This window comes from Variovorax ginsengisoli (assembly GCF_030811835.1).
Classification (GTDB): Bacteria; Pseudomonadota; Gammaproteobacteria; order Burkholderiales; family Burkholderiaceae_C; genus Variovorax; species Variovorax ginsengisoli_C.
Map to the genome: position 1 here is coordinate 206,689 of NZ_JAUSRO010000003.1, position 20,204 is coordinate 226,892.

Genomic DNA, 20,204 nt, shown 5'->3' on the forward strand with positions numbered 1-20,204 from the left:
TCGTGTCGCTGCGCCTACCCCCTCGCCGGGGGCAATACCAGCGACCCGGCAAAGCCGGTTCCGCGGTATTTCCCGAATAAGTCGTACTGAATCATGAGTGGTGCTGCTTCTTCGGCGCTGTCGTCCGCGGCAGCGCCGCTTTCGCGTCCGGCAGGACGAGGCGCTTCCAAGCGTGTCCTGCCCGGCTTCAACATCACGCTCGGCTTCACGGTGTTCTACCTGTGCCTGATCGTGCTGATTCCCCTGTCGGCGCTGGTCTTCAAGACCTTCACGCTGGATTGGTCGCACTTCTGGAGCGCAGTGACCTCGCCGCGCGTGATGGCCTCGTACCGCCTGACCTTCGGCGCTTCGCTGCTGGCGGCACTGGTCAACCTCGTGTTCGGCCTGCTCGTGGCCTGGGTGCTGGTTCGCTATCAGTTCCCAGGCAAGCGAATCGTCGACGCGCTGGTCGACCTGCCATTTGCATTGCCCACGGCCGTGGCCGGCATTTCGCTGACCGCACTGCTGGCGGGCAACGGCTGGATCGGCCAGTTCCTGGAGCCCCACGGCATCAAGCTGGCGTTCACGCCGGCGGGCATCGTCATCGCGCTGATCTTCATCGGTTTGCCGTTCGTGGTGCGCACGGTGCAGCCGGTGCTCGAGGACACTGAGCGCGAGCTGGAGGAGGCGGCAAGCAGCCTGGGCGCCACCCGCCTGCAGACCTTCGTCAAGGTGATCCTGCCGTCGATCATGCCGGCGCTGCTGACCGGCTTCGCCATGGCCTTCGCCCGCGCCATCGGTGAGTATGGCTCGGTGATCTTCATCGCGGGCAACATGCCCATGATCTCCGAGATCACCCCGCTGATCATCATCGGCAAGCTCGAGCAATACGACTACGCGGGTGCCACGGCGGTCGCATTGGTCATGCTGGTGATCTCGTTCGCCATGCTGCTCGTCATCAACGCGCTGCAAGGCTGGCAGCGCCGCCGCTCGGGAGGCAACTGATGAGCGACAACCATCGCACCGCCCGTCGCGCCAGGGCCGGCACTACCGAGTCGCCATGGGTGCGCCGCACGCTCATTGGCCTGGCGCTCGCCTTCATGTTCCTGTTTCTCGTGCTGCCCCTCGCTGCAGTGGCTACCGAAGCGCTGCGCAAGGGCTTCGGCGCCTATGTCGAGGCGCTCAAGGAGCCCGACGCCTGGAGTTCGATCCGCCTGACGCTGATCGTCGCGGCCATCACCGTGCCGATGAACCTGGTGTTCGGCGTGGCTGCGGCCTGGGCCATCGCCAAGTTCGAGTTCCGCGGCAAGGCGCTGCTGACCACGCTGGTCGACCTGCCGTTCGCGGTGTCGCCGGTGGTGGCGGGCCTGATCTACGTGCTGGTGTTCGGTGCACAGGGCTGGTTCGGCCCCTGGTTGGCCGAGCACGACATCAAGATCATCTTTGCCGTGCCCGGCATCGTGCTGGCGACCGTGTTCGTGACCTTTCCCTTCATCGCGCGCGAACTCGTGCCGCTGATGCAGGCCCAGGGCACGGACGAGGAGCAGGCTGCGATCGTGCTGGGTGCGACCGGCTGGCAGACCTTCTGGCGCGTGACCTTGCCCAACATCAAGTGGGGTCTGTTGTACGGCGTGATCCTGTGCAATGCGCGCGCGATGGGCGAATTCGGCGCGGTGTCGGTGGTCTCCGGCCACATCCGCGGCCAGACCAACACGATGCCGCTGCACGTCGAGGTGCTCTACAACGAGTACCAGTCGGTGGCTGCCTTCGCTGTGGCGTCGCTGCTGGCCATCCTGGCGCTGGTCACGCTGGTGATCAAGTCGGTGATCGAGTGGCGCCATGAGCGTGAAATGAAGGCCATTGCCGACCTGCCGCCTGAGCGGCCGCCGACACCCGCGACGGTTGCCTGAAGAGAAAGAACAAGACATGAGCATCGAAATCCGCAACATCAGCAAGCAGTTCGGCGACTTTCAGGCCCTGCGCAACGTCAACCTCGACATCGCGTCGGGCGAACTGGTCGCGCTGCTCGGCCCGTCGGGCTGCGGCAAGACCACGCTGCTGCGCATCATCGCGGGGCTGGAGACGGCCGACGCGGGCAACATCCTGTTCTCCGGCGAGGACACGACCGACGTGCATGTGCGCGAGCGCCAGGTCGGCTTCGTGTTCCAGCACTACGCGTTGTTTCGCCATATGACGGTGTTCGAGAACGTGGCCTTTGGCCTGCGCGTGAAGCCGCGCAGCCAGCGCCCCTCGGACGCGCAGATCAAGCAGAAGGTCACCGAGCTGCTCAAGCTGGTGCAGCTCGACTGGCTGGCCGACCGCTATCCGTCGCAACTCTCAGGCGGCCAGCGCCAGCGCATCGCGCTGGCACGCGCGCTGGCCGTGGAGCCGAAGGTGCTGCTGCTCGACGAGCCCTTCGGCGCGCTCGATGCCAAGGTGCGCAAGGAACTGCGCCGCTGGCTGCGTCGGCTGCACGACGAACTGCATGTGACCTCGATCTTCGTCACGCACGACCAGGAAGAGGCGCTGGAAGTGGCCGACCGTGTGGTCGTCATCAACAAGGGCCAGATCGAGCAGGTCGGCTCGCCGCAGGACGTGTGGGACCATCCGGCAAGCCCCTTCGTCTACGGCTTCCTGGGTGACGTGAACCTGTTCCACGGCCGCGCCCGGGACGGCGAGGTGCAGGTCGAGGGCATTCGCATCGATGCGCCCGAGCATGGCCAGGTCAAGGACAGCAGGGCGCTCGCCTACGTGCGTCCGCACGACGTGGCGGTCGAACGCTACGCACCCGGCGCGAGCGGCATCGTCGCCAAGCTCACGCGGGCCATCGTGGTCGGACCGATCGCGCGGCTGGAACTTGAACCGGTCGAATCGAATCCAGATAATCCAGGCTCCGGAACCATCATCGAAGCGCAACTCCCTGCGCAACAGTTCCGGGAACTGGGCTTGAGCGAGGGCGACACTGTGGTCGCCACGCCGCGCAAGGCCAGGGTCTTCGTGGAAGATTGGGTTTCTCCTTGATCAATTGGTATTTTGGCGCGCCTCGACGTGCCCTGGCGCTCATCGCGCTGGTCTGCGTCGCCATGCTGGCGTTCGGTATGTATCTCCAGCATGTGGTGGGGCTCGAGCCCTGTCCGATGTGCATCGTCCAGCGCTACGCACTGATCCTGGTTGCGGTGTTTGCCATCGTCGGCAGCCTGTCGGCGCGACGGGGCTTGCGGCAGACCGGCGCGGTCCTCGCGCTGGTCGCTGCCGCTGGAGGCGCCTACACCGCGGCCCAGCAGAGCTGGCTGCAGTGGTATCCGCCGGAAGTCATGTCCTGCGGGCGTGACCTCTATGGAATGATCGAGACCTTCCCGCTCCAACGCGCGCTGCCGATGATCTTTCGTGGCGGCGGCGATTGCTCGCAGGTCGACTGGACCTTCCTGGGCCTGTCGATCGCGAACTGGTCGTTCATCTGCTTCGTTGGCTTCGCGCTGCTCTTGATCGGCCTGATCGTCCGGCGCGCGCGCTGAGCGCACGCCCTTTGCCGCAGCGTCAGGCGGCTTGCGCCAGGTCGACCAGCAGGCCGCCGACGGTTGCCAGCGTGGCATTGCGCTGTGCGAGCGGCACCTTCGTCTGCGTCAGGTAGGCGCAGACCAGCCAGGGTGGCCGGCTGGGCGGCCAGATGATGCCCACGTCGTTGTGGGTGCCATGGGCGCCCGCGCCGGTCTTGTCGCCGATCTTCCAGCCTGCGGGCAAGCGCGCGCGCAGGCGGTCGCCGCCCGTTTCGTTGAGCAGCAACCAGTCGAGCAGCTGTTCGCGCGAGGCCGGTTGGAGCGCGTGGCCGGTCAGCACCTGACGCATCAGGCCGAGCATCGCCGCGGGCGAGGTGGTATCGCGCGGGTCGCCGGGCTCGGCTGCGTTGAGCGTGGGCTCCGTTCGGTCGAGCCGCGTCACGTCGTCACCCAAGGACCGGGCAAACGCAGTGAGTGCGGGTGGGCCGCCGAAGCTCGCCAGCACCAGGTTGGCGGCCGCGTTGTCGCTTTGCACGATGGCGGCCTTGCAGAGGGCGCCCATCGTCATTCGCTTGCCGACGTTGGGTTCGGTCAGCGGTGAATGCGCGAGGATGGCGGCGGCCTCGATGGCGACCGGCCGCGCCAGCTGTTCCTGGCCTGCGTCCACGCGCTGGAGCACCAGCGCTGCGGCCAGCCATTTGAAGGTGCTGCACATCGGAAAGCGCTCGTCGGCGCGGTAGCCGACATGCCGGCCGCTTGCCGTGTCCAGGATGCTCACGCCCAGCCGGCCGCCGCTGGCGGCTTCAATGTGTTGCAGCACGGCGTCTGGCGCATCGCCCGCCCGGGCCCCGCAAGCCAAGGCAGCGATGCTGCCGCCGAGGGCGATGGAAAATCGTCGTCTTTGCATGCGGGATGGAAGCGTCCGGTCGTTCAGGGCCAAGACGGCCATGGTGGCAGTGGAAGGGGGAGGCCCGACTCAGAGCGGCAGCGTATCGAACGCCGCGTAGGTCGTCGCCAGCCACGACTTCACGCGCTGGCGTTCGAGCAGGCCCAGCGCGTGTTCGCCCTGGCGGTCGTTGACAGCCTTCCAGAAGCTGGTGTTGTTGGCGTCGATCTTGCGCATGCTGGCTTCGTGCAGGCGCGGCAGCGTGATGACGTGGGCACCTGCGGAGGTCGCCTTGGCGAGCGACTGCGATGCGAGCAGCATGCCGAAGTCGCTGCCGCGGCCATAGTTCTGCACCACGATGTAGTTCGGCCGCGCGCCGAAGGTGTCGATCAGCGTGCCGAGCAGTTCGCTCGAGTCCTTCCCGTCGTCAAGCACATGCCAGAAGTTAACCGCCACGCCGAGTTCGTCGAACACATCGAGCAGTTCCGATTCCTTGATCCAGCGTGCCAGCGGCGCGAGCGTCTGCGCGGCCAAGTCGACGATCACGTTCTGTTCGGGGTTCGATTCGAAGCCGTTGACGATGGTGTCGAGCCCTTCAAAGCTGTCGACCACGACCGGCGAGGCGTAGCCCTCGTAGAACCGGGTGAACGAGCTGTGCGAGCGGTCGGTGTCGAAACCGGTGAATGGACGGTTGTGGTCAATGAAATACTGCGCCAGCACGCGTGCGGTGACCGACTTGCCAACGCCGCCTTTTTCGCCGCCGATGAAATTGATGGAGCTCATGAAGACCCTGGATGAAGTAGAGGAGAAACGAAGGTGGATTTCATTCTAGGTCGCGTGCCGTGAAACTTTCCTGAAAGAACGCGGCCGCCGCGCGGCTCCGGTAGCCCTTCAGGGCTTCGCCAGTTGCAGGAAAGGCCCGAGGCTGCCCAACAGCCAGCCCTGGCTGAAGTCCAGCGCGGCCCGTCGGTATTTCTCGTCGGCCTGCGCAGCCAGCAGGTCGAGCCGCGCGACCACCTTGGAGAGCTCGCGGTCGACGACCAGGTTGCGGCCCCGGTCGCTGATTTCCGTGGAAAGCAGGAGCGGCTGGCCGTCGGGCGCTGTGCGCGAGCCGATCAGCCACAGGGAGATTTCGATGTTGCGCGCCGCCCGGTAGCTGTTTTCGGCATTCACGCCGTCGAGCACGGTCTGCTCCCAGGTACCACCATTGGCCTCGCGCAGCGACAGGTTGGCGATGCGGTTGGCGCTGGACTGCAGCCACTCGTGGCTCGCATAGGGCTCGGCACGGCGAGTCTCGTGGGGGGCGGCGCAGCCCGACAGCAGGGCCACGACGGCAGCCCCGGCAAACGCTGTGACGAAAGGGATGCGGCTTCGAGAGAACCGGTGCGTCTCGCCGCATGTCGGTGCAAGTGGAACAGGGGGGACAAGGGAAGCGCGCATGCGGCGCACGTTATCATCACGGCCTCGGGTGGCAGTCGTGAGACTGTGCAATTTTCCTTACAAATCAATACCTTGGCATTCAAGCCAGGACGGAACGACCCCTCGTGCGTCTTAATTCCATCAAGCTTTCGGGCTTCAAGTCGTTCGCCGAACCCACCAATTTCCTCCTGCCAGGCCAGCTGGTGGGCGTGGTGGGGCCGAACGGTTGCGGCAAGTCGAACATCATGGACGCCGTGCGCTGGGTGCTGGGCGAGTCGCGCGCCAGCGAACTGCGTGGCGAGTCGATGCAGGACGTGATCTTCAACGGCACGACCACGCGCAAGCAGGCCAGCCGGTCCAGCGTCGAGCTGGTGTTCGACAACGCCGACCACCGCGCGGGCGGCCAGTGGTCGCAGTTCGCCGAAATCGCCGTGCGGCGCGTGCTCACGCGCGACGGCACCAGCAGCTACTACATCAACAACCAGGCGGTGCGCCGGCGTGACGTGCAGGACGTGTTCCTGGGCACCGGCCTCGGCCCGCGCGCCTACGCCATCATCGGCCAGGGCACGATCAGCCGGATCATCGAATCCAAGCCCGAGGAACTGCGCCTGTTCCTGGAGGAGGCCGCCGGCGTCTCCAAATACAAGGAGCGCCGCCGCGAGACCGAGAACCGCCTGGGTGACACCCGCGAAAACCTGATCCGCGTCGAAGACATCCTGCGCGAACTCAACGCCAACCTCGAGCGCCTGGAAAAGCAGGCCGAGGTCGCCAAGCGCTACAACGCGCTGCAGGCCGACGCGACAACCAAGCAGCACCAGTTGTGGTTCCTCAAGCGCGCCGAGAGCGGTGCGGACCAGGCGCGGATCAAGGCAGACGCCGACAAGGCCGTCAACGACCTCGAGTCGCGCATGGCCGACCTGCGCCACATCGAGGCCGATCTCGAGAAAATCCGCCAGGCCCATTACGCGGCCGGCGACCAGGTCAACCAGGCGCAGGGCAAGCTCTACGAAGCCAGCGCCGAAGTCGGCCGGCTGGAGGCCGAGATTCGCTTCGTGATCGAAGGGCGGCAGCGTGTGGAGCAGCGCATGGTGCAACTGCGCGAGCAGATCGGCCAGTGGGGCACGCGTCGCCAGGATGCCGAAACGGAGCTCGAAACGCTGGCTGGCCAGGGCTTCGATGCCGAAGAGCAGGCCGAACTGCTGGCCGCGCAGATCGAAGAGTACGAGGCGCGCCTGCCCGAGCTGGAAGACGCCCAGCAACGCGCGCAGGACGAGGCGAACGCACAACGCACGAAGGTCGTGCAGGTGCAGCAGCAGATCCAGGTGCTGGCGGCCGACCAGCGCAACATTGAAGAACTGAGCCGCCAGTTCACCCAGCGCAGCGAGCGTCTGCGGGGCGACCGGAATGCGCTGGCCGCACCCGACGAAGCTCAATTGCGCGACCTGCAGGCGCAGGCCGCCGCCGCGCGGGAAGCGGCTGAAGAGGCCGACGCGCGGCTGCAGGACCTGCAGGAATCGGTGCCGCAACTCGACGATGACCGGCGCACCCGTCAGCAGGCCGTCAACGCCGAAGGCGCGCGCCAGGCCGAGCTGTCGGCCCGGCTCGACGCGCTCAGGGCGCTGCAGGAAAAAGTCAAGACCGACGGCAAGCTCGCGCCTTGGCTGGCCAAGCACGGGCTGGAGGGCCTGCAGGGCTTGTGGAGCCGCATCCACATCGAACAAGGTTGGGAAAATGCGCTGGAATCGGCCTTGCGCGAGCGCCTGGGCGCACTCGAGGTGTCGCGCCTGGACATGGTCCGCGCGTTCGGCAACGATGCGCCGCCGGCCAAACTCGCCTTCTACAGCCCACCGGTGGCCGGCGCACTGCCGGGCGCCAGCGCACTGCCGCGTCTGGCCGACCTGCTGCGACTGAGCGATGCGGGCCAGCAGGCCCTGCTGACCGATTGGCTCACCGGCTGCTACACGGCCGGCAGCTTCGAGGAAGCACTGGCCCAGCGCGGGCAGCTCCAGCCCGGTGAAGTGATCTATGTGCAGAGCGGCCATGCCGTGTCTGCGCACAGCGTGAGCTTCTACGCGCAGGATTCCGAGCAGGCCGGCCTGCTCGCGCGGCAGCAGGAAATGGAAAACCTGGGCCGCCAGTTGCGTGCCCAGACGCTGCTCAACGAAGAAGCGCGAGCCGGTCTGGTGCGGGCCGAGGCGGCCTACGCCGAGGCGGCGCAGCGGCTGGTGCAGGTGCGCAGGGAGGCGGCGGAGACACAGTCGCGCTCGCATGCCCTGGAGGTCGAGTCGATGCGCCTGAACCAGCTCGCCGAGCAGACGCGGGCCCGCAGCCAGCAGCTGGAGGCCGATCTGGCCGAGGTCGATGCGCAGCTCGAAGACATTCAGGAGCGCCGCATCGCCGCCGAAGGGCGTTTCGAAGAGCTCGACCTGCAGCTCGCAGACAGCCAGGAGCGGCATGCGCAGCTCGACGAGCGCGTGATCGAAGCCGGCCGTGCGCTGGCGGCCAGCCGCGAGCAGCATCGCAGCCTCGAGCGAAAGGCGCAGGAGGCAACCTTCACGCAGCGCTCGGTCGAGGCGCGCCGTGCCGAACTCGGCCGCGCGATCGACACCGCATCGCAGCAGGCCGTGGCGCTGGCCGACGAGCAGGAGCGCGCAGTCGCCGAACTCGGCCGGTTGTCCGACGCAGCGGCCCAGGGCGGACTGCAGGACGCGCTGGCGCTCAAGCTCGACCGTGAAACGGCGCTGGGCGCCGCCCGCAGTCAGTACGATGACCTCACGCTCAAGCTGCGTGCCAGCGACGAGCGGCGCCTGCAGCTCGAACGCGAGCTCGATCCGCTGCGCCAGCGCATCACCGAATTCCAGCTCAAGGAGCAGGCCGCACGACTGGGTGTGGAGCAATACGATCAGCTGCTGACCGACGCCGGCACCGACCTCGAAGCGTTGGCGCTGTCCATCGAGACCGACAAGGTGCGCCTGGGCGGCCTGCAGGGAGAGATCGACCGGCTGCACCGCGAGGTGGCAGCGCTCGGTGCGGTCAACCTTGCAGCGCTCGACGAGCTGGAATCCGCGCGCGAGCGCAAGACCTTCCTCGACGCACAGTCGGCCGACCTGAACGAGGCCATCGGCACGCTGGAGGACGCCATCCGCAAGATCGACGGCGAGACGCGCGAGCTGCTCGGCGGCACCTTCAAGATCGTCAATGAGCACTTCAGCCGCATGTTCCCCGAGCTTTTCGGTGGCGGCAATGCGCGGCTGGTGATGACGGGCGACGAAATCCTCGATGCCGGCGTGCAGGTGCTGGCCCAGCCGCCTGGCAAGAAGAACCAGACAATCCATCTGCTGTCGGGCGGCGAGAAGGCGCTCACCGCGATTGCGCTGGTGTTCGCCATCTTCCAGCTCAATCCTGCGCCCTTTTGCCTGCTTGACGAGGTCGATGCGCCGCTGGACGACGCCAACACAGAGCGCTATGCCAAACTCGTGTCCGCCATGAGCCGTGAAACCCAGTTCCTCTTCATCAGCCATAACAAGATCGCCATGGAAATGGCCGAGCAACTCATTGGTGTGACCATGCAGGAGCAGGGCGTCTCGCGCATCGTGGCGGTGGACATGGAGTCGGCCGCCTCGATGGTCGACGCCTGAAGCGGGAGCGGTCATGAGCAGTCTCACCGTCGCCCTTGCAATCCTCGGTGGCCTGGTCCTCGCGGGCCTGGTTGCCTACAACACCTGGATGTCGCGCCGCAATGCGCCCCGGCAGCCCGATGCACCTGATGCCGACGCGCCCGCACCCGTGGCCTCCCGCCTCGGTGACGACGGGCCGGTGCTTCATGTCGAGCCACACCCCACGCCCGGCAATGCGCGCCACGAACCCCTGTTCGACCCCGACCTTCCGGCGCCCACCGCGTTGCCGGTGCCGTCGGCCGAGCGCCGCGGCGGGCTCGATCCGCTGATCGACGTGATCGCGCCGGTCTCGCTGGATGGCCTGGTGTCGGGCGATGCCGCCCTGGCGGCCATGCCCGCCACGCGCCGTGCCGGCAGCAAGCCGGTGGCGGTCGAAGGCCTGAACGAGCACACCGGCGAGTGGGAGCAGCCTGCACCGGGCCAGCGCTACGGCGCGTTCCAGATCGGCGTGCAGTTGGCCAACCGCACCGGGGCGCTCAACGAGATCGAGTATTCCGAATTCGTCGTCAAGGCGCAGGCCTTTGCCGATGCCATCAACGGCGCACCCGAATTCCCGGAAATGCTCGACGAGGTCGCGCGGGCCCGCGAGCTCGACCAGTTCGCCAGTGCGCACGATGCGCAGCTCGGCTTCGTGCTGCGCGCGCGCCACGCTGCCTGGAGTCCCGGCTACGTGCAGCAGAACGCGGCGCGGCTGGGCTTCGTGCAGGGCATCATTCCGGGCCGCATGATGCTGCCGACGGCCGAGGCGGGCCTGCCGCCGATCATCGGCCTGTCGTTTGACACGCAGGCTGCGCTGGCCGACGATCCGGCCCAGTCCGCCATCCGCGAACTCACCCTGAGCCTGGACGTGCCCCAGGTCGACCGCAACGAGCGCCCGTTCGAGCGCATGCGCGAAACCGCCGCCACGCTGGCGCGCGAGATGGACGGCGTGGTGACCGATGGCGATGGCCAGTTGCTGCGCGAGGAGACCATGGATGTGATCGGCGGCGACCTCGAACAGCTCTATGACACGCTCGACCTGCGCGATCTGCCGGCGGGTTCTCCTCTCGCGCGACGCTTGTTCAGCTAGACAGCCATGGATTCCCTTGAAAACGCGTCGCGCGAAGTCGCGGCACTGAGTGCGCAACTGCGCCATCACGCGCACCTCTATTACGTGCTCGACCAGCCAACCCTGCCGGACGCCGAGTACGACAAGCTCTTCCAGCGCCTGCAGGCGCTGGAGGCCGCGTATCCCGAGCTGCGCACGGCCGATTCGCCGACCCAGCGCGTGGGCGGTGCCGTGCGCGAGGGGTTCGTGAAGGTGCGCCATCGGGTACCGATGCTGTCCATCCGCACCGAGACCGACATCACCGAGGAAGGTGCCCGTGCCTTCGATGCACGCATCCGCCGCGAGCTGGGCCTGTCGGCCGATGCGCCCCCGATCGACTACGTGTGCGAGCTCAAGTTCGACGGCCTGGCCATCAACCTGCGCTACGAGCACGGCGTGCTCGTGCAGGCGGCCACGCGCGGCGACGGCGAAGTCGGCGAGGACGTGACGCAGAATGTGCGCACCCAGCGTCAGATTCCATTGCGCCTGCATGGCGAGACGCTGCCGCCCGTGGTCGAGGTGCGCGGCGAGGTCTACATGCGTCGCGACCAGTTCGATGCGCTCAATGAACGCCAGCGCGAGAAGATCGCGGCGGGCCAGAAGAACGAGAAGGTGTTCGTCAATCCGCGCAACGCGGCTGCGGGAGCCGTACGCCAGCTGGACCCGGCCATTGCCGCAAGCCGTCCGCTGAGCTTCTTTGCGTACGGCCTGGGTGAGGTGAGTCCGCCTGAGCAGGGTGGCCCGGATTGCGCCACGCAGTTCGACTGGCTCCAACAGTTCCTGGCCTGGGGTTTTCCAGTGGCCGCCCAAACGCAGCGCGCATCGGGCGCCGATGCACTGGTGGCATTCCACTTGGCGATGGGGGCGCAGCGCGACGCCTTGCCCTATGACATCGACGGCGTGGTCTACAAGGTGGACAGCGTCGCGTTGCAGCGCCAGCTTGGCTTTGTCTCGCGCGAGCCTCGCTGGGCCGTCGCCCACAAATACCCGGCGCAGGAACAGCTGACGCAGGTGCTGGCCATCGAGGTGCAGGTCGGCCGCACCGGCAAACTGACGCCGGTCGCCAAGCTGGCACCGGTGTTCGTCGGTGGCGTGACGGTGACCAATGCGACGCTGCACAACGAGGACGAAGCACGTCGCAAGGATGTCCGCGTGGGCGACACCGTGATCGTCCGGCGCGCGGGCGACGTGATCCCCGAGGTGGTGGGTGTGGTGCCGGAGAGTGCAGCCAGGCCGCCCGAGGCGCGCGGCCCGGTCTTCACCATGCCGACGCACTGCCCGGTCTGCGGCTCCGACGCGGTGCGCGAGGAGGGCGAAGCCAATCACCGCTGCACGGGTGGGCTGTTTTGTGCGGCGCAGCGCAAGGAGGCGATCCTGCATTTCGCCGCGCGGCGCGCGGTCGACATCGATGGACTCGGCGACAAGCTGGTCGAGCAGCTGGTGGACGCTCAGCTCATCCGTACGCTGCCTGACCTCTACAAGCTCGGCTTCACCACGCTGGCCGGGCTCGAGCGCATGGCCGATAAATCGGCCGCCAACCTCATCGAGGCGCTGGAAAAGTCCAAGGAGACGACGTTGCCGCGCTTCCTGTTCGGGCTGGGCATCCGCAATGTGGGCGAAAGCACGGCCAAGGACCTGGCCAGGCATTTCGGCACGCTCGACGCCATCATGGATGCGAGCGAGGAGCAGTTGATCGAAGTCAACGACGTGGGGCCGATCGTTGCAAAGAGCCTGCGCACCTTCTTCGACCAGCCGCACAACCGCGAGGTGGTGGAGCAACTGCGTGCCTGTGGGTTGCGCTGGGAAGAGGGTGAACCGGCGGTGCGCGCGCCACGTCCGCTCGCCGGCAAGACCTTCGTCATCACCGGCACCTTGCCGACCATGGGTCGCGACGATGCCAAGGAGCAGCTGGAGGCCGCGGGTGCCAAGGTGGCCGGATCGGTCAGCAAGAAGACCGATTTCTTGGTGGCGGGCGCCGATGCAGGCAGCAAGCTGGACAAGGCCCAGGCGCTGGGCGTGGCTGTGATCGACGAGGCGCGCATGCGGGAAATCCTGGAAAACGGCCTTTGAGAGGAGGGAGCCCGGTGCGCACGCTTACCGCGCGTTACCGTACTTCACATCCCCGCAGTCAGTCCGCGCGCTCTGTAAAGACGTTGAACTGACACATGCCTCCAGGAGTCCCATGACCATGAACAAGATTCGATTGCTCGGTACCTGCATCGCCGCGGGCGGCCTGGCCGTCCTGAGCGGTTGCGTGGCTTACCCCGGTGTCTACGACAGCGGCCCGGTCTATGCCGACCCCTACTATTCTTCCGGCCCGACGGTGATTGCGCCGCCACCGGCGGTTTACATCCATGGGGACTACTACGACGGCGGCTATTACCGCGAACGCCCCGGTTACTACGGTCGTCCGGGCTACTACGGCGGCCCGCGTCCCGGCTATGGTCCACGCCCGGGCTGGCGACCCGACAACGGTGGTGGTCGTCCCGGCTACAACGGTGGCCGCCCCGGCGGCGGCCCTCCGGCTCCGGCGCCTCGTCCATCGCCGCGCCCCGAAGGCTACGTGCAGCCGCCCAACTCGATGGTGCCAGTGCGCTGAGTGCGCTGCGTGCGTTCAGGGCACTGCTTGGTTCCCGCCATCTCGCGATAATCGCCGCATGACGATTCGTGAAATCCTGAAGATGGGCGATCCGCGGTTGCTGCGCGTGGCGCAGCCGGTGGATGCCTTCGACACCGACGCGCTGCACCTGCTCGTGCGCGACATGTTCGAGACCATGCATGCGGTCAACGGTGCCGGGTTGGCCGCACCGCAGATCGGGGTGGACCTGCAGCTGGTCATCTTCGGCACCGATGCGCCCAACCCCCGTTATCCCGACGCCCCGGTGGTGCCGCGCACCGTGCTGCTGAATCCGGTGATCACGCCCATCGGCCCAGACGAGGAAGAGGGCTGGGAAGGTTGTCTGTCGGTGCCCGGCCTGCGTGGCGTGGTGCCGCGCTTTGCGAATGTGCGCTACACCGGCTTCGACCTCTACGGTGACCCGATCGACCGCACGGTCAGCGGCTTTCATGCCCGGGTGGTGCAGCACGAGGTCGATCACCTGCTGGGCGTGCTCTACCCGATGCGGGTGCGCGATTTCTCGCGCTTTGGTTTCACCGAGGTCCTGTTTCCGGGCTTGGACGCATCGGCTGACGACTGAGGGCGGTAGCGGCTCAGTCGCTCAGTTGTATTTGCCTGAGGTGCCGCCCAGGCTCAGCCGGCCAGCACCCAGGAAAGCCACGGCGATGGCCGTGAACAGGAAAATCCCCTGCAATTCCAGCGCCCAGCCGCCGGTCTTGCCGATGACCAACAGGTCTTTCATGTGCACCAGCCAGAAGGCGAACAGCATGTTGATTGCGATCACCAAAGCAGCCGGTCGCGTGAAAACGCCAACGATCACCAGCACCGGCGCGACGATCTCACCGACGTAGACCAGATAGGCCAGCGCGCTCGGCAGGCCATGCGAGGCCAGCATCCCCGAGACGAAGCCCACGCCGGAGCTGAGCTTGGCGATGCCGTGGAGCAGGATCAGGATGCCCAGGGCGAGGCGCAGAATCAGTTTGCCGGTGTCGTCGGAGCGGGTCATGGTTTCAATCCTTTGTGTGAAGAAGACGCGCGATTGTCAGCCATGAATCGCCAGCCAGGCATGCCCGCTTTCGGCTTTCAATTGGGCGCGCACCTTCAGGCCGTGCCGAGTGCCTGGTCGACGACACCTTGCGCCTCCCCGAGGATGCGCTGGAGGTGGTCGGCGCCGAGAAAGCTCTCACCGTAGATCTTGTAGATATCTTCCGTGCCCGAGGGGCGTGCGGCGAACCAGCCGTTGGCGGTCACCACCTTGACGCCACCCACGGCCGCACCGTTGCCTGGCGCATGGCTGAGCACCTGCAGCACTTTTTCGCCCGCCAGTTCGGTCGATGTGATTTGTTCTGGCGACAGCGTCGACAGGCGCTTTTTCTGGGCGGGTGTGGCGGCCGCATCGACGCGGTCAGACACCGGACGGCCCAGCGCCTCGGTGATCTCGTCATAGCGCTCGCCCGGATCGCGGCCGGTGCGGGCGCGGATTTCGCCGGACAGCAGCGCGGCGGCAATGCCGTCCTTGTCGGTGGTCCACACCGTGCCGTCGCGCCGCAGGAAGGTGGCGCCGGCGCTTTCTTCGCCGCCAAAGCCCAGCGAGCCGTCGACCAGCCCATCGACGAACCACTTGAAGCCCACCGGTACCTCATGCAGGCGCCGCCCGAGGCTCGTCGCCACGCGGTCGATGAGTTGGCTGCTGACCAGCGTCTTGCCCACGGCGGCGTTCGCCTGCCATTGGGGGCGGTGGGTGAAAAGGTAGTCGACCATCACGGCCAGGTAGCTGTTGGGCTGCATCAGGCCGGTGCTGCGCGTGATGATGCCGTGGCGGTCGTGGTCGGTGTCGCACGCGAAGGCGATCGGAAAACGGTCCTTCAGCGCGATCAGGCTGTGCATCGCATAGGGCGACGACGGGTCCATGCGGATGCGGCCGTCCCAGTCGAGCGACATGAAGCGGAAGGTCGGATCGACCTCGCGGTTGAGCACCGTCAGGTTCAGCTTGTAGCGGTCGGCAATGGCGGGCCAGTAGGCGACGCCGGCGCCGCCCAGCGGGTCGACGCCCAGTTCGATGCTGGCGCCACGGATCGCATCCATGTCGATGACCTGGGCCAGATCCTCGACATAGGCGTTGAGGTAATCGTGGCGATGGGTGGTCGGCAGCGCGAGTGCCCGGGCCAGCGGCAGCCGCTTGACGCCTTCGAGACCGTTGGCCAGCATCCTGTTGGCCGCTGCTTCGACCGCCGAGGTGATGTCGGTGCCCGCCGGTCCGCCGTTGGGCGGGTTGTATTTGAAGCCGCCGCTTTCGGGCGGATTGTGCGAGGGCGTGATCACGATGCCGTCGGCCAGGCCGCCAGTGCGGCCCCGGTTGTAGACCAGGATCGCGTGCGAGACGGCGGGTGTCGGGGTGTATTCGTCGTCCTTGGACAGCATCAATTCCACGCCGTTGGCGGCGAGCACTTCGATGGCGCTGCTGCCGGCGGGCGTGGACAGCGCATGGGTGTCGATGCCCAGGAACAGCGGGCCATCGATGCCCTTGTCGCGCCGGTAATCGCAAATCGCCTGCGTGACGGCCAGCACATGCCATTCATTGAACGAATGGTCGAAAGACGACCCCCGATGGCCGGACGTACCGAAGGCCACGCGCTGGCTGGCAACGCCGGGATCAGGCTGCCCGCTGTAGTAGGCCGAGACCAGGCGCGGCACGTTGACCAGTTGTTCGTAGGGGGCCGGTTGGCCGGCGAGTGGGTGGATGTTTTGGCTCATGTCGAAGCTCCGGCGTCAAAAAGGCCCTGAGGCCATTCCATGGAAACGAGATCGCCGATGCGGTCGATGGTCATGTCCGCGTCGGGATAGGCGGCGATGGCTTGCGTGTCCATCGCGTAGTGGCCCTGGCGCACGAAAACGGTGGTGAGGCGGTCGCCCCAGGTGGCCTTCATCGCGCTCAGGATGCGCAGCTTGTCGTCGATCATGACGTAGTGGCGCGCCGGGTAAAGCTGCGCCACCGCATCGAGCACCAGTTCCTTGTGCACGTAGATCAGCACCTCGCCCTCGGTGGCATCCCAGAGGCCCGAGCGTTCCACCTTGCGCGGCTGGAACACCACGTCGCCGTCGGACAGGATCACCGTGCGCCCGCGGCTGCGCAGCCGTTGCAGCCCATCGAGCGCGCCCGGATACAGGCGGTCGGCAAACGGGTAGTCGATCAGAAAGCGAGAGGCCTGCAGCAGGCACGGCGAACTCATGCCGAGGGGGGCCTCCTGCAGGCGATAGCGTTGCAAGGCGCCGAGATAGTCGACGTAGCCCAATTCTTCGCGCAGCGTCTCGAGGATGGTGCGATAGCGTTCGGCCGCCGTGGCACCAAGCGTGTTGCCCAGATGCGTGTAGAGGTCGGCAATGACGCGGTCGTTGTCGAGCAGCGTGTTGTCAACGTCGACCAGAAAAACGACGTTCTCGGCAGGTGGATTCATCGGTGTCGCTGTCTTCCGGGAGAGGGTTGTGGCTGTGATGCAGGACTCATGCCACGGCGGCACTCAGCGCGTCCCGCAGCTCGGTCTCGATGGCCAGTTGCGCACGCTGCCCCTGCAACTCGGGGCCATTGATCAAAAAGGTGTCTTCCACGCGCTCGCCCAATGTCGTGACCTTGGCGAGCTGCAGGTTGAGCTGATGGCGCGCCAGCACCCGTGCCACGGAATACAGCAGGCCGGCGCGGTCGCTGGCCGAGATGCTCAGCAACCAGCGCTGTGCCTTGTCGTCGGGCACCAGGCTGATGCGCGGCTGGATCGGAAAGCTGCGGACGCGGCGCGACACCCGGCCCTTGCTGGGTGGTGGCAGCGCGCCGGCTTCGGCGAGCGTCTTGGTGAGGCCGGTCTCGACCATGCTGATCAGGTCGCGGTAGTGTTCGGGCTCGAAGGTGGTCACGACCTGGAAGGTGTCCAAGGCATAGCCGTTGCTCGTGGTGTGCACCTTGGCGTCGAGAATGCTGAAGGATGCCTGGTCGAAGTAGCCGCAGATGCGGGCGAACAGGTCGCGCTGGTCAGGGGTGTACACGGCCACCTGGAGGCCTTCGCCCACGGGCGACAGGCGTGCGCGCACCAGCGAGGGCGACGAGGGGCCGATCGGTACGCCGCGCGCCGGCACATAGCGCGACAGCTGTTTGGTGTGCCAGGCGATCTCGGAGGCATCGTGGCGCATGAAATAGCTCACGTCGAGCGTTTCCCAGAGCGCCTTGTGCGACTCGAAGGGCACGGCATGCAGGGCCAGCTTGACCAGCGCCTCGCGCTTGCGCGCCTCGACTTCGGCATCGGGGTCGGGCATGTGCCCACCCAGTGCCCGCGAGGTGGCGCGGTAGAGGTCTTCGAGCAGCTTGCCTTTCCACGCATTCCAGACGCGGGGCGAGGTGCCGCGGATGTCGGCAATGGTCAGCAGATAGAGCGCGGTCAGGTAGCGCTCGGTGCCCACGCGCTTGGCGAAGGCAGCGATGACTTCGGGATCGCTCAGGTCCTGCTTCTGTGCGACCGTGCTCATGGTCAGGTGCTCGGACACCAGGAACTCGATGAGCCGGCTGTCTTCGCGGTCGATGCCATGCGGGCGGCAGAAGCGTCGCACGTCGCGCGCGCCCAGTGTGGAATGGTCGCCGCCCCGGCCCTTGGCAATGTCGTGGAACAGCGCGGCCACGTAGAGGATCCATGGCTTGTCCCAGCCGCCGGCGAGCTGCGAGCAGAACGGGTACTCGTGCGCATGCTCGGCAATGAAGAAGCGCCGCACGTTGCGCAGCACCATCAGGATGTGCTGGTCGACCGTGTAGACGTGGAACAGGTCGTGCTGCATCTGGCCCACGATGCTGCGAAAGACACGCAGATAACGCCCGAGCACGGAGGTCTGGTTCATCAGCCGGAAGGCGTGCGTGATGCCACGCGGCTCGTGCATGATGCGCATGAACATCGCATGGTTGGCCGGGTCGTTGCGGAACTTGCTGTCCATGACCGAGCGCGCGTTGTAGAGCGCGCGCAGCGTGCGGGCCGACAGGCCGTTCACGCCGATGGTCTTCTGGTAGAGCAGGAAGGTCTCCAGGATCGCGTGCGGATCGCGCAGGTACAGGTCGTCGCTGGCCACCTCGATGAGCCCGGCTTTTTCGAAGAAGCGCTCGTTGATGGGCGTGGGCACTTCCGCTTCGGGTTTCAGCCGCTCGGCGATGTTGAGTAACAGGATCTGGTTGAGCTGCGTGACCGCCTTGGCCGCCCAGTAGTAGCGTCGCATCAGCGCTTCGCTGGCCTTGCGCCGCCCTCCCTCCGCGTGGCCCTCATAGCCGAAGGTCGCCGCCACGGCGGTTTGCAGGTCGAACACCAGCCGGTCTTCGCGCCGGTTAGCCGTCACATGCAGGCGCGCGCGGATCAGGCTGAGCAACGCCTCGTTGTGTTTGATCTGCTGCACCTCGAACGGTGTGGCCAGGCCGCTCTTGGACAGGTCGTCCCAGCGCTTGCCGAAGCCCGCGGCCTTGCTCATCCAGAGGATGGTCTGCAGGTCGCGCAGGCCCCCGGGGGATTCCTTGCAGTTGGGTTCGAGCGCGTACGGGGTGTCGTCGAACTTCTGGTGGCGGTGGCGCAGTTCCTGCGACTTGGCCGCGAAGAAGGCCTTCGGATCGATGCTGGCGTAGAAGCGCTTGCAGAAAGCCGTATGCAGCTTCTTGTCGCCGACCACCAGGCGCGATTCGAGCAGCGAGGTCTGCACAGTCAGGTCTTTTTCGGCTTCCGCGAGGCATTCCTCGACCGTGCGCACACTCGATCCGATTTCCAGGCCCGCATCCCAGCACTGGCCGATGAAGGCTTCGAGCCGTGCAGGGTCGATGGCCTGCGCATGGCCGTCGGGCAGCAGCAGCAGCACGTCGACGTCGGAATAGGGGAACAGCTCGCCGCGGCCGAAGCCACCCACGGCCACCAGGGCCAGTTCGGTGCCAAAACCTGCGTCCGCCCACAGGGCATGGAGCGTTTCGTCCGCCAGCGCTGCGAGTTGGCGCAGCACCGAATGCACACTGCGCGTGGGCGCATGGGCGCTGCGCAGCATGTCGAAAAGGGCCAGTTTCCTGCCGCGATAGGCCTCGCGCAGCGCGCTCAGATCGACCACCGTGCCGTCCGGGTCAGGTGGCCGTGGCCGTGACGAACGAAGGCAGCGGCGGGCTGCCGGCCGACAGCGTCAGCACCTCGTAGCCCGTGGGCGTGACCAGCACGGTGTGTTCCCATTGTGCGGACAGCGAATGGTCGCGCGTGACGATGGTCCAGCCGTCGTACTTGCCGCCTTTGGCGTCTTCCTTGATGTCCCGCTTGCCGAGATTGATCATGGGCTCGATCGTGAAGATCATGCCCGGCTGGAGTTCTTCCAGCGTGCCGGGCCGCCCGTAGTGCAGCACCTGTGGCTCTTCGTGGAAGTTCTGTCCGACACCGTGGCCGCAGAACTCGCGCACGACCGAATAGCCGTGGCCTTCTGCGAATTTCTGGATGGCGTGGCCGACGTCGCCCAGGCGGGCGCCGGGGCGGACCTGCAGGATGCCGTGCCACATGGCCTCGAAAGTCACGTGGCACAGGCGCTTGGCCGCGATGGAAGCGTCGCCGATCAGGTACATGCGGCTGTTGTCGCCGAACCAGCCGTCCTTCACCACCGTGACGTCGATGTTCATGATGTCGCCCTTTTTCAGGGGCTTGTCGTTCGGTATGCCGTGGCACACCACGTGGTTCACCGACGTGCACAGCGACTTCGGAAAAGGCACGCTGCTCGCGCCCAGGTAGCCGACGGTGGCCGAGGTGGTACCTTGCTGGACCATGTATTCGGCAGCCAGGCGGTCGATTTCGTTCGTGGTGATGCCCGGCTTGATGAAAGGCGTCAGGTAATCCAGCACCTCGGAAGCCAGCCGGCAGGCGACGCGCATCGCGGCGATACCTTCGGCGTCTTTGTAGTTAATGCTCATAGAGCCAAATTATCCCATTCGGCCCGGTAAAATGCCCGGCTTGTACGGAACGCCCCAGTCAGCGACGCTCCGCATCGTCCCTCTCGATTCATTCCG

17 protein-coding genes are annotated in these 20,204 nt (G+C 66.4%); 9 read left to right on the forward strand and 8 right to left on the reverse strand.

Annotation, left to right across the window (positions count from 1 at the left end; translation table 11 throughout):
* Window positions 1-93 precede the first annotated feature (93 nt).
* From cysT to J2W36_RS05280, 4 genes are read left to right on the forward strand one after another with little or no spacing between them, the layout of a single operon-like run.
* Window positions 94-984, forward strand: a complete 891-nt coding sequence (gene cysT / locus J2W36_RS05265) for a sulfate ABC transporter permease subunit CysT (protein WP_307688627.1) — start codon at window positions 94-96, stop codon at window positions 982-984.
* Window positions 984-1,889 carry a sulfate ABC transporter permease subunit CysW gene (gene cysW / locus J2W36_RS05270; protein WP_307688628.1) on the forward strand — a complete coding sequence of 302 codons (906 nt, stop codon included), beginning with the start codon at window positions 984-986 and terminating at the stop codon, window positions 1,887-1,889. Before cysT ends, cysW begins: the two co-directional genes overlap by 1 nt.
* 16 nt (window positions 1,890-1,905) lie before the next feature.
* Window positions 1,906-3,000, forward strand: a complete 1,095-nt coding sequence (locus J2W36_RS05275; protein ID WP_307688629.1) for a sulfate/molybdate ABC transporter ATP-binding protein — start codon at window positions 1,906-1,908, stop codon at window positions 2,998-3,000.
* Window positions 2,997-3,494 carry a disulfide bond formation protein B gene (locus J2W36_RS05280; protein ID WP_307688630.1) on the forward strand — a complete coding sequence of 166 codons (498 nt, stop codon included), beginning with the start codon at window positions 2,997-2,999 and terminating at the stop codon, window positions 3,492-3,494. The genes J2W36_RS05275 and J2W36_RS05280 overlap by 4 nt, the downstream gene beginning before the upstream one ends.
* Window positions 3,495-3,516: 22 nt before the next feature.
* Here J2W36_RS05280 and bla read toward each other — a convergent pair whose 3' ends face one another.
* The 3 genes from bla to J2W36_RS05295 all read right to left on the reverse strand — a co-directional run bounded on the left by bla (window position 3,517) and on the right by J2W36_RS05295 (window position 5,691).
* Window positions 3,517-4,383, reverse strand: coding sequence for a class A beta-lactamase (gene bla, locus J2W36_RS05285; protein ID WP_307688631.1), 867 nt, complete (start codon window positions 4,381-4,383; stop codon window positions 3,517-3,519).
* A 69-nt stretch (window positions 4,384-4,452) separates the two neighbouring features.
* Window positions 4,453-5,145 carry a P-loop NTPase family protein gene (locus J2W36_RS05290; protein ID WP_307688632.1) on the reverse strand — a complete coding sequence of 231 codons (693 nt, stop codon included), beginning with the start codon at window positions 5,143-5,145 and terminating at the stop codon, window positions 4,453-4,455.
* A gap of 108 nt (window positions 5,146-5,253) precedes the next feature.
* Window positions 5,254-5,691, reverse strand: coding sequence for a hypothetical protein (locus J2W36_RS05295; RefSeq protein ID WP_307688633.1), 438 nt, complete (start codon window positions 5,689-5,691; stop codon window positions 5,254-5,256).
* 215 nt (window positions 5,692-5,906) lie between these two features.
* Between J2W36_RS05295 and smc the strand changes: the two genes are divergently transcribed.
* The 5 genes from smc to def all read left to right on the forward strand — a co-directional run bounded on the left by smc (window position 5,907) and on the right by def (window position 13,742).
* Window positions 5,907-9,419: a chromosome segregation protein SMC gene (gene smc / locus J2W36_RS05300; protein WP_307688634.1), complete on the forward strand. Its 3,513-nt coding sequence runs from the start codon at window positions 5,907-5,909 to the stop codon at window positions 9,417-9,419.
* Window positions 9,420-9,432: 13 nt separating this feature from the next.
* Complete coding sequence (locus J2W36_RS05305; protein ID WP_307688635.1) at window positions 9,433-10,527, forward strand: cell division protein ZipA C-terminal FtsZ-binding domain-containing protein; 1,095 nt, start codon at window positions 9,433-9,435, stop codon at window positions 10,525-10,527.
* A 6-nt stretch (window positions 10,528-10,533) separates the two neighbouring features.
* A complete protein-coding gene (ligA, locus tag J2W36_RS05310; RefSeq protein ID WP_307688636.1) occupies window positions 10,534-12,615 on the forward strand; it encodes an NAD-dependent DNA ligase LigA in 2,082 nt (693 codons plus the stop codon).
* Between the two features lie 118 nt (window positions 12,616-12,733).
* Window positions 12,734-13,144, forward strand: a complete 411-nt coding sequence (locus tag J2W36_RS05315) for a hypothetical protein (protein WP_307688637.1) — start codon at window positions 12,734-12,736, stop codon at window positions 13,142-13,144.
* Window positions 13,145-13,202: 58 nt separating this feature from the next.
* On the forward strand, window positions 13,203-13,742 hold the full coding sequence (def, locus tag J2W36_RS05320) for a peptide deformylase (protein WP_307688638.1): 540 nt from the start codon (window positions 13,203-13,205) through the stop codon (window positions 13,740-13,742).
* Window positions 13,743-13,763: 21 nt separating this feature from the next.
* Here the strand turns inward: def and J2W36_RS05325 are convergent, their stop codons facing one another.
* From J2W36_RS05325 to map, 5 genes are all read right to left on the reverse strand, one after another.
* Window positions 13,764-14,168 (reverse strand): DoxX family protein, encoded by a 405-nt coding sequence (locus J2W36_RS05325; RefSeq protein WP_307688639.1) that lies wholly within the window; start codon window positions 14,166-14,168, stop codon window positions 13,764-13,766.
* A gap of 95 nt (window positions 14,169-14,263) precedes the next feature.
* The gene (gene pgm / locus J2W36_RS05330) at window positions 14,264-15,916 is read right to left on the reverse strand and encodes a phosphoglucomutase (alpha-D-glucose-1,6-bisphosphate-dependent) (protein ID WP_307688640.1); all 1,653 of its coding nucleotides are present in this window, start codon (window positions 15,914-15,916) and stop codon (window positions 14,264-14,266) included.
* Window positions 15,913-16,617, reverse strand: coding sequence for an HAD family hydrolase (locus tag J2W36_RS05335; RefSeq protein ID WP_307688641.1), 705 nt, complete (start codon window positions 16,615-16,617; stop codon window positions 15,913-15,915). Before J2W36_RS05335 ends, pgm begins: the two co-directional genes overlap by 4 nt.
* A gap of 46 nt (window positions 16,618-16,663) precedes the next feature.
* On the reverse strand, window positions 16,664-19,270 hold the full coding sequence (locus J2W36_RS05340) for a [protein-PII] uridylyltransferase (protein ID WP_307688642.1): 2,607 nt from the start codon (window positions 19,268-19,270) through the stop codon (window positions 16,664-16,666).
* Window positions 19,271-19,283: 13 nt separating this feature from the next.
* Window positions 19,284-20,108, reverse strand: a complete 825-nt coding sequence (map, locus tag J2W36_RS05345; protein ID WP_307688643.1) for a type I methionyl aminopeptidase — start codon at window positions 20,106-20,108, stop codon at window positions 19,284-19,286.
* Window positions 20,109-20,204 lie beyond the last annotated feature (96 nt).

Bases quoted from the DNA above. Each gene is read 5' to 3' on its own strand.
- cysT (WP_307688627.1), top strand. From the start codon at position 94: ATGAGTGGTGCTGCTTCTTCGGCGCTGTCGTCCGCGGCAGCGCCGCTT.
- cysW (WP_307688628.1), top strand. From the start codon at position 984: ATGAGCGACAACCATCGCACCGCCCGTCGCGCCAGGGCCGGCACTACC.
- J2W36_RS05275 (WP_307688629.1), top strand. From the start codon at position 1,906: ATGAGCATCGAAATCCGCAACATCAGCAAGCAGTTCGGCGACTTTCAG.
- bla (WP_307688631.1), bottom strand. From the start codon at position 4,383: ATGCAAAGACGACGATTTTCCATCGCCCTCGGCGGCAGCATCGCTGCC.
- J2W36_RS05290 (WP_307688632.1), bottom strand. From the start codon at position 5,145: ATGAGCTCCATCAATTTCATCGGCGGCGAAAAAGGCGGCGTTGGCAAG.
- J2W36_RS05305 (WP_307688635.1), top strand. From the start codon at position 9,433: ATGAGCAGTCTCACCGTCGCCCTTGCAATCCTCGGTGGCCTGGTCCTC.
- ligA (WP_307688636.1), top strand. From the start codon at position 10,534: ATGGATTCCCTTGAAAACGCGTCGCGCGAAGTCGCGGCACTGAGTGCG.
- J2W36_RS05315 (WP_307688637.1), top strand. From the start codon at position 12,734: ATGAACAAGATTCGATTGCTCGGTACCTGCATCGCCGCGGGCGGCCTG.
- def (WP_307688638.1), top strand. From the start codon at position 13,203: ATGACGATTCGTGAAATCCTGAAGATGGGCGATCCGCGGTTGCTGCGC.
- J2W36_RS05325 (WP_307688639.1), bottom strand. From the start codon at position 14,168: ATGACCCGCTCCGACGACACCGGCAAACTGATTCTGCGCCTCGCCCTG.
- pgm (WP_307688640.1), bottom strand. From the start codon at position 15,916: ATGAGCCAAAACATCCACCCACTCGCCGGCCAACCGGCCCCCTACGAA.
- J2W36_RS05335 (WP_307688641.1), bottom strand. From the start codon at position 16,617: ATGAATCCACCTGCCGAGAACGTCGTTTTTCTGGTCGACGTTGACAAC.
- map (WP_307688643.1), bottom strand. From the start codon at position 20,108: ATGAGCATTAACTACAAAGACGCCGAAGGTATCGCCGCGATGCGCGTC.